This window comes from Stappia stellulata, assembly GCF_020176715.1.
Lineage (GTDB): Bacteria > Pseudomonadota > Alphaproteobacteria > Rhizobiales > Stappiaceae > Stappia.
Genome location: NZ_JAIVMF010000008.1, coordinates 146,109 through 158,630, shown reverse-complemented (window position 1 = coordinate 158,630; position 12,522 = coordinate 146,109). Strand labels below are relative to the sequence as shown.

Genomic DNA, 12,522 nt, shown 5'->3' with positions numbered 1-12,522 from the left:
GGCCGAAGGAAAGGGACACCCATGTCGGTCAGACCCGTCACCCATGTTTCCGCCGCCCAGCCGACGCTGGAAGGCGCCGGCGTCAAGCTGCACCGGGCCTTCGGTTTCGGCGAGCCCACGGCGCATGACCCCTTCCTGCTGTTCGACGACTTCCGCAACGAACGCCCGCAGGACTATCAGGCCGGCTTTCCCTGGCACCCGCACCGCGGGATCGAGACGATCACCTATGTGCTTGCCGGAACCGTCGATCACGGCGACAGCCTCGGCAACCGGGGAACGCTGGGTGCCGGCGACATCCAGTGGATGACCGCCGGCAGCGGCATCATGCATCAGGAGATGCCGCATGGCGACGCGCGCGGACGCATGCACGGCTTCCAGCTCTGGGCGAACCTGCCCTCGGCGCTGAAGATGACCTCGCCGCGCTATCAGGACGTGCCCTCCAGCGAGATCGCCGAAATCATCGACGACGACGGCACAATCGTTCGGGTGATCTGCGGCGAGTTCTGGGGCAAGCGCGGCCCGGTCGACGGCATCGCCGCCGATCCCTGCTATCTCGACATCTCGGTTCCCGCCGGACGCACGAAACGCTTTCCGGTCGACACCTACCGCCAGGCCTTCGCCTATATCTTCGAAGGCTCGGGCACGTTCCGCGACGCCTCCGCGCCCTCTGGCATCCTGCTGGAGAAGGAAGTCGACGGCCGCGAGATCCATGTGCGCGACGAAAGCGGCGACCGCACGCTGGTGCGCTTCGGCACGGGCGACGAGGTGACCGTGACGGCCGGTGAACAGGGCATCCGCTTCCTGCTCGTCTCGGGCGCGCCGATCCGCGAGCCGGTCGCCTGGCACGGGCCGATCGTCATGAACACCCGGCAGGAACTGATCGAGGCGGTCAACGATCTGAAACGCGGCACCTTCATCCGCGAGGAAGCCCGGCGCTGAGCTGACCGGGTCGACCTGCAACACGGCGAGAGCGCGCGCGGCACTGGAACCGCGCGCGCTTTTCCGCCATATAGGCGCTGTATACGGTTTCGCGGACACATTCGGCGCGTGAGGCGCGCCACGACAGGCATCTTCGACGATGAACGCGCGCAGCATACCCTTTTTGAAGATGAACGGGCTCGGCAATGATTTTGTTGTCTGGGACGCCCGCGACGAACCCCTGCGCCTGCCGGTCGAGACGATCCGGACAATCGGCGACCGCGCGACCGGCATCGGCTTCGACCAGATGATCACCGTCGAGACGAGCCCCGCCGGGGCGGACGCCTTCATGCGCATCCACAATCGCGACGGCAGCGAGGTCGACGCCTGCGGCAACGCCACGCGCTGCGTCGGACGGCTGCTGATGGAAGAAAGCGGCCGCGACAGCGCGACCATCGAGACCAATGCCGGCCTTCTGATCGCCACCGCGACCGACGATCCGACACGGGTCAGCGTCGACATGGGCGTTCCGAGGTTTGCCTGGAACGAGATCCCTCTGGCGGAGGAATTCCACGACACCCGCGCCATCGAGCTTCAGGTCGGACCGATCGACGCGCCCGTGCTGCACACGCCGAGCGTGGTCAACGTCGGCAATCCGCATGCCGTGTTCTGGGTCGCGGACCTCGATGCATACGATCTGGAAGGCGTCGGGCCGCTGCTGGAAAACCACCCGATCTTTCCCGAGCGCGCCAATATTTCGCTCGCCCATGTGCTGTCGGACGACGCAATCGAGATCCGCGTCTGGGAACGCGGCGTCGGACTGACCCAGGCTTGCGGCACGGCGGCCTGCGCTGTCGCGGTTGCCGCCGCACGCGACCGGCGCACCGGCCGCAGCGTCACGGTGCATCTGCCGGGCGGGCCGCTTCATATCGAATGGCGGGCAAGCGACGACCACATCATCATGACCGGCGCGACCGAAATCGAATATGAAGGCGCCCTCGACATGTCCGACCTGAGCCACCGCAGGACCGCGCCCGGCGACCGCCCGCACCTGGAGGTGGTGTCGTGAGCGTCGATGTCGTGACTTTCGGCTGCCGGCTCAATTCCTACGAGTCGGAGGTGATGAAGCGCGAGGCGGAGGCCGCCGGCCTCTCCGACGCGATCCTGATCAACACCTGCGCGGTGACGGCGGAAGCCGTGCGCCAGGCACGCCAGTCGATCCGCAAGGCCAGGCGGGAAAACCCCAACGCGCGGATCATCGTCACCGGCTGCGCCGCGCAGACGGAAACCGAGACCTTCTCCACCATGGAGGAGGTCGATCTTGTGCTTGGCAATTCCGAAAAGCTGGAGCGCGCCTCCTACGGGCGCGTCGCGCAATTCGGCATCGACGACAGCGAGAAGGTCCGCGTCAACGAAATCATGAGCGTGCGCGAGACCGCCTCGCATCTGATCGACGGGCTGGAAGGGCGCGCCCGCGCCTTCGTCCAGGTCCAGAACGGCTGCGACCACCGCTGCACCTTCTGCATCATCCCCTTCGGGCGCGGCAACTCGCGCTCCGTGCCGATGGGCGCGGTGGTCGACCAGATCGCCCGCCTCGTCGACAACGGCCATCGCGAGATCGTGCTGACCGGCGTCGACATCACCAGCTACGGCGGCGATCTTCCCGGCACGCCGACGCTGGGGGACTTGTCGCAGAAGATCCTGAAGCATGTCCCCGGCCTCGACCGGCTGCGGCTTTCCTCCATCGATTCCATCGAGGCCGACCCGGCGCTGATGGAGCTGATCGCGCACGAGCCGCGGCTGATGCCGCATCTGCACCTGTCGCTGCAGTCCGGCGACGACATGATCCTCAAGCGCATGAAGCGGCGGCACCTGCGCGCCGACACCATCCGCTTCTGCCAGGAGGTGCGCGCGGCCCGTCCCGACGTCGTCTTCGGCGCCGACATCATCGCCGGCTTTCCGACCGAAACCGAGGCGATGTTTGAAAACACGCTCGCCATCGTCGACGACTGCGGGCTGACGCATCTGCATGTGTTTCCCTTTTCCGCCCGCCCGGGCACCCCGGCGGCGCGCATGCCACAGCTCGAACGCGCCGTCGTCAAGGAGCGCGCCGCCAGGCTGCGCCAGAAGGGCGAGATTGCACTCACCGCCCATCTTGAGGACGAGGTCGGCAAGACCCGCGAAATCCTCGTCGAACGAGAGGGGCTTGGCCGCAGCGCGCAGTTCACCCAGGTCGAGTTCCAGCAGACGGACGTGCCGGACGTGCAGGCCGGCGACCTTGTAACCTTGCGCATCAGCGGGCATACCGGGCGTCACCTTCTTGCGACCCCACTCGACACACAGGCAGCCTGATCGCATGAGCGAAGCAAAACGCGGCCTCTTCGGACGCCTGTTCGGCGCCAAAACCACGGATTCGCCACCGACCGAACCAGACGACGCCACGGCAGCGCCCGAGGCGACGCCTGCGGACACCCCGCTCGAAGAGGCCCCTGCGCCGGCAACGACGCCGGAGCCCGGGCCAGGGCCGGAAACGGCCGAGGCCGAAGCCCCGGCAGACGACACCGCTGCGACACCGGTCCCCGACATCGCACCGCCCGCGATGGCGCCGGCCGAAGCCGCCCCGGCGGAAAAGCCGAAGTCCTGGCTGGCGCGGCTGAAGGCCGGCCTGTCGCGCTCCTCCTCCTCGCTGACCGGCGGCATCACCGCGCTTTTCACCAAGCGCAAGCTCGACGCCGCCACCCTGGAGGAGCTGGAAGACCTGCTGATCCAGGCCGACCTCGGCGTCGACACGGCGATGGCCATCACCGAGCGGATCGGCGACGGGCGTTTCGACAAGGAGGTCAGCGCCGAGGAGGTCCGCCGGATCCTTGCCGAGGAAGTCGCCAAGGTTCTGGACCCGGTCGCAACGCCGCTGACGATTGACGCCAGCCAAGCGCCGCATGTCATCCTGGTGGTCGGCGTCAACGGCACCGGCAAGACGACGACCATCGGCAAGCTTGCCGCGAAGCTCCGGGCCGAGGGCAAATCCGTGATGCTCGCCGCCGGCGACACCTTCCGCGCCGCCGCCGTCGAGCAGCTCAAGATCTGGGGCGAGCGCACCGGCGCGCCGGTCGTCGCCCGCGATACGGGGGCGGATGCCGCCGGTCTGGTCTTCGACGCGATGCGCGAAGCCCGCGCGGCCGCCTGCGACGTGCTGCTGATCGACACGGCCGGACGCCTGCAGAACCGCGCGGAACTGATGGCGGAGCTGGAAAAGGTCGTCCGCGTCATCCGCAAGCACGATCCGTCGGCGCCGCACAGCGTGCTTTTGACGCTGGATGCGACAACCGGCCAGAATGCCATGAGCCAGGTCGAGATCTTCGGCCGGACGGCCGGGGTGACCGGACTGGTGATGACCAAGCTCGACGGCACCGCGCGCGGCGGCATCCTTGTCGCCATCGCCGCCAAGCACAAGCTGCCGGTGCATTTCATCGGCGTTGGCGAGGGCGTCGACGATCTGGAAGCCTTCCGCGCACAGGATTTCGCCGCAGCAATCGCCGGACAGGAGATCTGACAAGGCATGGAATTCGAACATCAGCCCAATGCTTCAGACCGCAAGGAACTGGCCCCCCTGCTCAAGCTTGCTCTCGAGCTCGGCCCGCTGGTGCTGTTCTTTTTCGCCAACGCGCGTGGCGAGGCGATTATCGAAGCGTTCCCGGTGCTGGCGTCGCTCGGCGATCCGATTTTCCTGGCAACCGCCGTCTTCATGGTGGCGATCACGATTTCCCTTGCCGTGTCCTACGCGCTGACGCGCCGTCTTCCGGTGATGCCGGTCGTCTCGGGGGTGGTGGTTCTGGTCTTCGGCGCCCTGACGCTGTGGCTGCACGACGAGCTCTTCATCAAGCTCAAGCCGACCATCGTCAACGCGCTGTTCGGCACCATCCTGCTCGGCGGCCTCGTCTTCGGCCGCTCGCTGCTCGGCTATGTCTTCGACAGCGTGTTCAAGATGGACGACGCGGGCTGGCGCAAGCTCACGTTCCGCTGGGGCGTGTTCTTCTTTTTCCTGGCAGCGCTCAACGAAGTCGTCTGGCGCAGCTTCTCGACCGATTTCTGGGTGTCGTTCAAGGTCTTCGGCGTCATGCCGATCACCATCGCCTTCACCCTGGCGCAGCTGCCGATGATCAACCGGCACACGCTGGAAGACGACGCCGACGCGTGAGCCGCGCCGGCCGTCTCAGGTCCGCGAACCGTCAGTAGTCCGACAGCTTCATATCGGGCGAATAGGTCATGCCGCCGACATCCTTGGTCACCGCCTGCCCGCAGACCACGATGCCCTTGCCCGCGTCATAGGTCATGCTCGGCGGACCGTGCAGGTCCCATCCGCTGTTGAGCGCGGCGGTCACCCGGTGGCAGAAGGCGCTTTCGTCGGGGCCGGTGAGGTAGCGATAGAGTTTCATGTCAAAATCCCGTTTTGGTTGAAGCTGTTACGACGTGCGGGCGGAAATCGCATCGAAGATCGCGACGAGGCGGGCGCCCATCTCCGCATGCAGGCGTTCGACCATGCGCCCCTCCACCTGGATCGCGCCCTTGTCGGCATTCTCTTCCTTTTCGAATTCCGCGATGATGCGGCGCGCCCAGTCGACCTCCGCCGGCGCGGGCGAGAAGGCCGTGTTGCAGGGATCGATCTGCTTGGGGTGGATCAGCGTCTTGCCGGTCATGCCCATCTCCGCGCCTTGCGCGCATTCGGCCTCAAAGCCTGCGGCATCATCGAGACCGTTAAAAACGCCGTCGACGATATCAATGCCATAGGCCCTGGCCGCCGCGACACAGGTCATCAGCCAAGGCAACATCGGCGCGCGACCAGGCACCAGACGGGCGCCGGTTTCCTTGGCAAGATCATTGGTGCCCATGACGAAACAGCCGAGCCGGGTCTCGGGGTTCGAAGCGGCCGAGGCGATCTCGCGCGCATTGAGCATGGCAAGCGGGGTTTCCATCATCGCCCAGATCTCGACGCGCGCGGGAACGCGCGCCCCGTTCAGGCGATGCGCGACCCGCTCCAGATCCGCCGAGGTGGAGACCTTGGGAACCAGAATGGCGTCGGGAGCGGCCGCAACCGCCATGGCAAGGTCATCCGCGCCCCAGGGCGTGCCGAGGCCGTTGATGCGGATCACCACCTCGCGATGCCCGTATCCGCCGGCGGCGACCGCATCGCGCACCTGGGCGCGTGCCGTCTCCTTGGCGTCGGGCGCAACCGCATCCTCCAGATCGAGGATCAACGCATCCACATCGAGCGTCTTCGCCTTTTCCAGCGCCCGGGCATTGGAGCCCGGCATGTAGAGAACACTGCGGCGGGGACGAATGGCGGTTTGCGTCATCATGGGTCGTGGCATCCTCTGTCGACATCGGTCCAGTCTTTCAGCCTCTGCGCCCGAACCGGTCGGGCGGCTGAAGCCTTCATTCCTCTACGCGCTCGCCTGCGGCCACGCCAGCCGTCTTTTCGGTGAAGCGCCCCAACAAAATGTCCTTGGCCGCGACGAAGGCTCCGACCGTAACCAGCACGCAGGCCACCGCCACCGTTGGCGTGAAACTGCCAAACCCGAAGGCGATCAGCAGCAGCGTGGACGAGACCGGCGCCGTATAGGCAAAAGCGCCGAGCACCTGGATATCGCCGCGCTTGACGCCAATGTCCCAGACGAAGAACGCAAGCCCGACCGGAAAGGCGGCAAGCCCGAGCACCGCGCCCCACTCGCCCGCGCCCTGCGGCCAGACGGTCGTCTCGAACCCCAGATGCGCGAAAACGGCCAGCAGGGATGTGCCGAGGCAAAACCCCGCGACCGCCTCCGTCGGAACACGCCCGAGCCGGCGCGACAGCACCGAATAGCCCGACCAGAACAGCGCGGAGGCCACCGCGGCGAGATAGCCAGGCGTGGCATCGCCGTCGAGCGCAAGCCCGTCGCCGCGCAGGATCAGGAGTGCTGCCCCGCCGAGGCCGAGCAACGTGCCGACGACATGCTGAAGCTTCAAGCGCTCGCCCGGCAGAAGCGCCGAGAACACCACGATCAACAGCGGCCAGGTGTAGTTGATCAGGTTGGCATCGACCGGCGGCGCGTTGCGGATCGCCGTGAAATAGAAGAAGTGGAACCCGAACAGCCCGAGGATCCCGAAGGCATAGACCCTCACCGGCTGACGCATCAGCACGAGACGACCGCGCAGCGCCAGCCAGGCCGTGGCGACAAGGCCGGCGAGGCCGAAACACAGGGCGTTGAGCAGGAACGGCGGCACCGACCCCGACGCCGCGCCGAATAGCCCGAGCGTCGACCACATCAAGACGGCAGTTCCGCCGATCATCGTGGCGCGCAGGCGCGTTTTAGGGCCGGGGGCTTCATCTGGCATGGTGGACGCGGGTCCGGTTTGGGGCGCGGAAGGAACGCGGGGCAGGCGCCACGATGCTAGCGCCTTGCGCGGCACCGTCAACCGGCGCCGATCGCGAGCGCCTCCGGTGAGACGACTTCTTAAGGGCTCGGCCGGTAAATTTGCCGAAAAGCCGGGATTTCATCAGGCCAGAGGAAGGGATGGCATGGTCCGCAGCCACTATGAGGACAGTCGGGCGCATGCGCCTTCGGCGAGCCTGAACCCCGCCGAACTGCTCGGCTCGCTCAGTTACGCGCTCGACATGACCGAGGGCCAGCCGGAAGGCCATTGCATCCGCTGCTGCTTCATCGGCACGGCCGTCGGCACCGAACTCGGGCTTGGCGAGGCGGAGCTGGCGGACCTCTACTACACGCTTCTGCTCAAGGACCTCGGCTGCAGCAGCAACGCCGCGCGGATACGCGATCTCTATCTGACCGACGACATCGCCTTCAAACATGATTTCAAGACCATCGACGGCTCGCTGAGCGCTGCCCTGCGCTTCGTGTTCAAGAAGACCGGCCTGAAATCCGGCCTGAGCGAGCGCATCCGCGCCCTGGTCCATGTGGTGCAGAACGGCGGCGAGATCGCCCGCGAACTGATCGAGACGCGCTGCCATCGCGGCGCCGACATTGCCGCCAAGATGCGCTTTTCCGAGGAGGTCCAGGCGGGCATCCGGGCCCTTGACGAACATTGGGACGGATCGGGGAAGCCGGAAGGGCTGACCGGCTCGGCCATTCCCGTTTCCGCCAATATCGCCCTGCTGGCGCAGGTCGCCGATGTCTTCTTTCAGGAGCACGGCGCCAAGGAAGCGGAAACGGAAATCGCAAACCGCGCCAGAAGCTGGTTCGCGCCCCGGCTGGTCGAGGCCTTCCTGGCGGTCTCGCGCCGTCCGGGCTTCTGGCACCGTCTGGCCGCCGGCGACCTGGCACGGGAGGTCTTTGCCAGGGCCCCGCAAGCGGCCCATGCGGTCGACGAGGACTACCTCGACGCGGTCGCGGAGGCCTTTTCCGACGTGGTCGACGCCAAGAGCCCCTATACCGCCGATCACTCCGACCGGGTCACCCTCTACACCGACCTGATCGCGGAGGAACTCGGGCTCTTGCAAGCGCACCGCCGCTGGCTACGCCGCGCCGCCCTGCTGCACGACCTTGGCAAACTCGGCGTCAGCAACCAGGTGCTCGACAAGCCGGGCAAGCTCGACGAGACCGAATGGGCCTCCATCCGCAGCCACTCCCGGCACAGCGAACGCATTCTCGAGCGCGTCTCCGCCTTCGCCGACATCGCGCCGGTCGCCGGCGCCCACCACGAGCGGCTGGACGGCAAGGGCTATCCCAACGGGCTGAAGGGTGCGGAAATCTGCCTGGAAGCGCGGATCCTCACCGTCGCCGATGTCTTCGACGCCCTGTCGGCGGAACGGCCCTATCGGGCCGCGATGCCGATCCCCCAGGCGCTGGCCATTCTCGACAAGGACACCGGCAGCGCCTTCGACGCCTCCTGCGTCGCGGCGCTCAAGGCCGGTCTCGCCCGCCTCGATGCGTCAATTGCCGCATGATCAGACAGTTGAAATAGCCGCGTTTTTAAGGGCAAGGTGGCCTCCCGGTCGATTTGTCCGGCGGACTGTCCTTTTTGCGGAGTTTTCATGAGCAAGATTACCATCAAATCGCTCGGCCCGGACGATGCGCACGCCCTCGCACCGCTGATCGCGGAATATGCGCAGGCGCTGAAGCGCGGCGCGCCCCGCCGGCCCGACCAGTTCTATGCCGAACGCATTCTCGGCGACCGCGCCGCCGAGGTGATCGGCGCGGAGGTCGATGGAAAGCTTGTCGGCTTCGCGATCTTCTTCGACCTCCCCGAGATCATCACCGGCCTTCGCTCCGGACAGCTCGACGAGATCTACGTGCACCCGGACGCGCGCAACAAGGGCGTTGCCCGGCGCATGATCGAGACGCTGGTCAGCGAAGGCGCCAAGCGGTCCTGGACCGAGCTGCGCTGGATCGTGCCGGGCAAGAACGCGCCGGCCGTCGCGCTCTACGACCGCATTGCCGAACCCGCCAACTGGAAGGGCTACGTGCTGCCGATCGACCGGACCGCGTCCGAATAGGCGCACGCCGACGGCGCGGCCGGCGCTTCACTTCAGGCCGGCGCGCTTGTCAAAACATCGGCGGAAGCGACGCGATCGGGATCAGCCCGACGCGGGCCACCCCCGCCTCGAACCGCAACGGCACCGTGACCGCCGGCGCTCCGTCGAGCGTCGTCGGCGCACCGAAGCCGATGACGGCACCCGCAAGCGATGTCGGGACGGACGACCCTTCCGGAAAGAAGGGGGCGAGCAGCGCGGGCAGCTTGTCGGCCCCCGACACCGTGAGCGGCAGCGTTCCGGCCAGCCGGCCCTTGGCATCGAGGAACAGCGTTCCCGTGGCGCGCAGGTTCACGCCGGAGGCACTGGCCCTCAGCTCGCTGACCCGCACGGCCTCGTCCTGGCGGAGCAGGGACATCCAGTCGCCGCGGCCGGCCAGCGCCGCCGCGCCGCCGGCAAGAGTGGCATCGGCCGAAATCTCGGCCGCCCCCTCCAGCGCCGGGACCGCAAGCCCGGCAAGGCGCAGCGCGAAATCGGCATCCTCCGGGACGGACGGGCTGCGGCGCGCATGGACGGTGGCACGCGACGCGGTGAGCGACACGGCGGCGTCCGCCGAAATCCCGGAAATCTTCGGTTCCTCGACAAAGAGATCGGCATCGCGCAAACCGGCCTCGACGAGCCGAGCGCTGGCACGGGCCGACGTCCAGTCGGCCGAGAGACGGTCGAACGGGTGCGGATCATCGAACCGCAGGGTTGCGGGTCCGTCCGCCTCCACGATCACATGGCGGGGATTATAGGCGAGCGCGATGACCCGCAGGCCGGCGAGGGCGCCGGCGCGCCCCTGTGCGTCACCGGCCTCGAAGGGCTGGCACTCGAGCTCGAAACGGAAGGGATAGCCGCCAAGCCGCTGCGCCCCGCAGACCAGCGCCCCTCCTTCGGTCTCCGCCACCTCATAGGTGTTGCGCAGAATGTCCACCGCCATGCCGCGCGCCACCGTCCAATAGGCGGACCACAGACCGATCACCAGCACGACAAGCGAGATCAGGATCCAGAAGCGGCGACGCGACCGCGGAGGCGAGGTTGGGGAAGGCGACGGGGCCGGCGTTTCGGTCATGGGATCCTCATTGGGGAAACAATGCCGCCTGAAAGCACGCTCTCATGTCCGTTTCAAGGCCCATGACGCCGCAGCCGCGCCCGATCATCCGCCGCACTGCGGATTTCCGGTGCGGCAACGGTTGCCAGCCGCGCCGGCCATTGCTACCTCCAGCCGGCAACAAGGAAAGCGCGATGGACGATCTTTGGGTGTTCGGCTACGGCTCGCTGATGTGGCGGCCGGGCTTTGTCTTTGAGGAAGCGGTTCCGGGCGTGCTGCACGGCGCGCACCGCTCGCTTTGCATCTACTCCTGGGTCCATCGCGGCACGCAGGACCGGCCCGGCCTCGTTCTCGGTCTCGACCGGGGCGGCGCCTGCCGCGGCATCGCCTTCCGCGTGGCCGCGCATCGGCGCGAGGAGGTGATCACCTATCTGCGCGCCCGCGAGCAGGCAACGCTGGTCTATCTGGAGGCCGAGCGCCGGGTGAGGCTCGCCGACGAGGCCCGGCGTCTGGTCCCGGCCGTGACCTATCTGGTCGACCGCACCCACGAGCAATACGCCGGCGTGCTGCCGCTCGAGCGCCAGGTCGACATCGTCAGGGGCGCCGTCGGGCAATCGGGCGCCAATCCCGACTACGTGCTGAACACGGTATCGCATCTCAGGGAGCTGAGCATTCACGACGCGGGTCTCGAAGCCTTGTGCGCGCGTCTTGAACAGACAGCGGCAACGACCGGCTGACCTCTCGCGGCGACAGACGCCGGTCAGCCTTCGCATTCCGGCTCGAACAGGCCGTCCAGATCGTCGAGCACGGTGCGGCGCTGCGCCGCGTCGCCGGCCAGAAGATGCACCAACGCCATGCGGCCGGAAAGGTCGCGACTGGCAAGGCGTGCGCCGCGCCGCTTGCCGTCGCGGTCGATTTCCCCGATCCAGGCCTTCTTCGGCCGTCCGCCGCGTCCGATGGTCGGCTCCAGAACGACAATCGCGCAAGGGTATTCGCCAAGGCGCTCAACCGGCACGGTCGAAAACAGGTAGCGCTTGCCGGATCGACCCAGCAGGTAGCGATACCGGTCCGTCAGCCCAAGCTCCGTCGCCGCTCGCGGGGCGTCCGCGCGCGATTTATCCAGAAACGATGGACTGGGACGCCTGATCATTCCTGATAAATAGAACGGAGCAAGAACGAATTCCAGACCCCGACGGCGAGAAAACGCGTTTTTGCGAGTGTCGGTCAGTCGAGGGACTTGCCCCGGGCCGCCCAGCGCGCCCGCACGCGGTCCAGAACGGGAAGCGCGCGCCCGCTGTGCGCGGCCTCAAGGATCAGCCGGTCGGAAGCGGTTTCGATCTCGTCCACCAGCTTCTTGTGGGCCGTTTCGAGCGGCTGTCCGGGCGCGATCACCGGCAGGAATTCGGCCACGACCGTGCCGGGATAGATCTTCCAGCCACGGCGCGGCCAGTAGACGCCCGAATTCAGCGCGACCGGCAACAGCGGGCAGGCCAGCGACTTGTAGAGATGGGAAACGCCGAATTTGTAGCGCGGCTCCTCGCCGGCGCCGCGCCGGGTTCCTTCCGGGAAGATCAGGATCTGGCGGCCTTCCGCGATCGCGGTTCGCGCGCTGTCGGTCAGCTTGGCGAGCGCGACGGAGCGCTTGCCGCGATCGACCGGAATCTGACGGAACTTCGCCGTATACCAGCCGAACAGCGGAATGTAGCGCAGCTCCCGCTTGAGCACATAGGTCGGCGAGCTGAACAGCGGCAGCAGGGCGAAGGTTTCCCAGGCCGACTGATGCTTGGCGGCGACGATGCAGCCGCCTTGCGGAATGTTCTCCAGTCCCCGGAACTCGACCTTGACGCCCGCGACCCAGCGCAGCAGCCAGAGACTGACCCGCGCCCACAACGGCACCACCGGCCAGCCCCACCGCGCCGGCAGCACAAAGACCGGCAGCGACAGGACCATCAGGAGCAGGGTCGACGTGTAAAACAGCGCCTGGAACACGAGGGAGCGGATAAGGATCATGACACGGATACCGTCTGGCAATGCGAAGTGCGCA

The 12,522-nt window shown here is 67.1% G+C and carries 14 protein-coding genes; 8 read left to right on the top strand and 6 right to left on the bottom strand.

Annotated elements, in window-relative coordinates; translation table 11 throughout:
* The first annotated feature begins 21 nt into the window (after nt 1–21).
* The 5 genes from LC092_RS11910 to LC092_RS11890 all read left to right on the top strand — a co-directional run bounded on the left by LC092_RS11910 (nt 22) and on the right by LC092_RS11890 (nt 5,116).
* The gene (locus LC092_RS11910; protein WP_224806747.1) at nt 22–939 is read left to right on the top strand and encodes a pirin family protein; all 918 of its coding nucleotides are present in this window, start codon (nt 22–24) and stop codon (nt 937–939) included.
* A 139-nt stretch (nt 940–1,078) separates the two neighbouring features.
* Entirely contained in the window at nt 1,079–1,987 is a 909-nt protein-coding gene (dapF, locus tag LC092_RS11905) for a diaminopimelate epimerase (protein WP_224806746.1), read from the top strand.
* Nucleotides 1,984–3,270, top strand: coding sequence for a tRNA (N(6)-L-threonylcarbamoyladenosine(37)-C(2))-methylthiotransferase MtaB (mtaB, locus tag LC092_RS11900; RefSeq protein WP_224806745.1), 1,287 nt, complete (start codon nt 1,984–1,986; stop codon nt 3,268–3,270). The genes dapF and mtaB overlap by 4 nt, the downstream gene beginning before the upstream one ends.
* Nucleotides 3,271–3,274: 4 nt before the next feature.
* Nucleotides 3,275–4,471, top strand: coding sequence for a signal recognition particle-docking protein FtsY (ftsY, locus tag LC092_RS11895; RefSeq protein WP_224806744.1), 1,197 nt, complete (start codon nt 3,275–3,277; stop codon nt 4,469–4,471).
* 6 nt (nt 4,472–4,477) lie between these two features.
* Nucleotides 4,478–5,116, top strand: a complete 639-nt coding sequence (locus tag LC092_RS11890; protein WP_224806743.1) for a septation protein A — start codon at nt 4,478–4,480, stop codon at nt 5,114–5,116.
* A gap of 31 nt (nt 5,117–5,147) precedes the next feature.
* Here the strand turns inward: LC092_RS11890 and LC092_RS11885 are convergent, their stop codons facing one another.
* From LC092_RS11885 to LC092_RS11875, 3 genes are all read right to left on the bottom strand, one after another.
* Complete coding sequence (locus tag LC092_RS11885; protein ID WP_029057974.1) at nt 5,148–5,354, bottom strand: DUF1737 domain-containing protein; 207 nt, start codon at nt 5,352–5,354, stop codon at nt 5,148–5,150.
* 27 nt (nt 5,355–5,381) lie between these two features.
* Nucleotides 5,382–6,275 carry an HpcH/HpaI aldolase/citrate lyase family protein gene (locus tag LC092_RS11880; RefSeq protein ID WP_412103574.1) on the bottom strand — a complete coding sequence of 298 codons (894 nt, stop codon included), beginning with the start codon at nt 6,273–6,275 and terminating at the stop codon, nt 5,382–5,384.
* A gap of 76 nt (nt 6,276–6,351) precedes the next feature.
* On the bottom strand, nt 6,352–7,290 hold the full coding sequence (locus tag LC092_RS11875; protein ID WP_224806742.1) for a DMT family transporter: 939 nt from the start codon (nt 7,288–7,290) through the stop codon (nt 6,352–6,354).
* A 184-nt stretch (nt 7,291–7,474) separates the two neighbouring features.
* Between LC092_RS11875 and LC092_RS11870 the strand changes: the two genes are divergently transcribed.
* The gene (locus LC092_RS11870) at nt 7,475–8,860 is read left to right on the top strand and encodes an HD-GYP domain-containing protein (protein ID WP_224806741.1); all 1,386 of its coding nucleotides are present in this window, start codon (nt 7,475–7,477) and stop codon (nt 8,858–8,860) included.
* Between the two features lie 87 nt (nt 8,861–8,947).
* Nucleotides 8,948–9,409: a GNAT family N-acetyltransferase gene (locus tag LC092_RS11865; RefSeq protein WP_224806740.1), complete on the top strand. Its 462-nt coding sequence runs from the start codon at nt 8,948–8,950 to the stop codon at nt 9,407–9,409.
* 49 nt (nt 9,410–9,458) lie between these two features.
* On the opposite strand, the gene LC092_RS11860 is transcribed toward LC092_RS11865, so the two are convergent.
* Nucleotides 9,459–10,499, bottom strand: a complete 1,041-nt coding sequence (locus LC092_RS11860; RefSeq protein WP_224806739.1) for a DUF2125 domain-containing protein — start codon at nt 10,497–10,499, stop codon at nt 9,459–9,461.
* 173 nt (nt 10,500–10,672) lie between these two features.
* On the opposite strand from LC092_RS11860, the gene LC092_RS11855 reads away from it, so the two are divergent.
* Nucleotides 10,673–11,215 (top strand): gamma-glutamylcyclotransferase, encoded by a 543-nt coding sequence (locus tag LC092_RS11855; RefSeq protein ID WP_224806738.1) that lies wholly within the window; start codon nt 10,673–10,675, stop codon nt 11,213–11,215.
* Nucleotides 11,216–11,238: 23 nt separating this feature from the next.
* On the opposite strand, the gene LC092_RS11850 is transcribed toward LC092_RS11855, so the two are convergent.
* Both LC092_RS11850 and LC092_RS11845 read right to left on the bottom strand, forming a co-directional pair.
* Nucleotides 11,239–11,628: a hypothetical protein gene (locus LC092_RS11850; RefSeq protein ID WP_224806737.1), complete on the bottom strand. Its 390-nt coding sequence runs from the start codon at nt 11,626–11,628 to the stop codon at nt 11,239–11,241.
* A gap of 74 nt (nt 11,629–11,702) precedes the next feature.
* The gene (locus LC092_RS11845; protein WP_224806736.1) at nt 11,703–12,488 is read right to left on the bottom strand and encodes a lysophospholipid acyltransferase family protein; all 786 of its coding nucleotides are present in this window, start codon (nt 12,486–12,488) and stop codon (nt 11,703–11,705) included.
* Between the last annotated feature and the right edge of the window lie 34 nt (nt 12,489–12,522).

Bases quoted from the DNA above. Each gene is read 5' to 3' on its own strand.
- LC092_RS11860 (WP_224806739.1), bottom strand. From the start codon at position 10,499: ATGACCGAAACGCCGGCCCCGTCGCCTTCCCCAACCTCGCCTCCGCGG.
- LC092_RS11855 (WP_224806738.1), top strand. From the start codon at position 10,673: ATGGACGATCTTTGGGTGTTCGGCTACGGCTCGCTGATGTGGCGGCCG.
- LC092_RS11910 (WP_224806747.1), top strand. From the start codon at position 22: ATGTCGGTCAGACCCGTCACCCATGTTTCCGCCGCCCAGCCGACGCTG.
- LC092_RS11870 (WP_224806741.1), top strand. From the start codon at position 7,475: ATGGTCCGCAGCCACTATGAGGACAGTCGGGCGCATGCGCCTTCGGCG.
- LC092_RS11885 (WP_029057974.1), bottom strand. From the start codon at position 5,354: ATGAAACTCTATCGCTACCTCACCGGCCCCGACGAAAGCGCCTTCTGC.
- LC092_RS11890 (WP_224806743.1), top strand. From the start codon at position 4,478: ATGGAATTCGAACATCAGCCCAATGCTTCAGACCGCAAGGAACTGGCC.
- LC092_RS11845 (WP_224806736.1), bottom strand. From the start codon at position 12,488: ATGATCCTTATCCGCTCCCTCGTGTTCCAGGCGCTGTTTTACACGTCG.
- LC092_RS11880 (WP_412103574.1), bottom strand. From the start codon at position 6,275: ATGATGACGCAAACCGCCATTCGTCCCCGCCGCAGTGTTCTCTACATG.
- dapF (WP_224806746.1), top strand. From the start codon at position 1,079: ATGAACGCGCGCAGCATACCCTTTTTGAAGATGAACGGGCTCGGCAAT.
- ftsY (WP_224806744.1), top strand. From the start codon at position 3,275: ATGAGCGAAGCAAAACGCGGCCTCTTCGGACGCCTGTTCGGCGCCAAA.
- LC092_RS11850 (WP_224806737.1), bottom strand. From the start codon at position 11,628: ATGATCAGGCGTCCCAGTCCATCGTTTCTGGATAAATCGCGCGCGGAC.
- LC092_RS11875 (WP_224806742.1), bottom strand. From the start codon at position 7,290: ATGCCAGATGAAGCCCCCGGCCCTAAAACGCGCCTGCGCGCCACGATG.
- LC092_RS11865 (WP_224806740.1), top strand. From the start codon at position 8,948: ATGAGCAAGATTACCATCAAATCGCTCGGCCCGGACGATGCGCACGCC.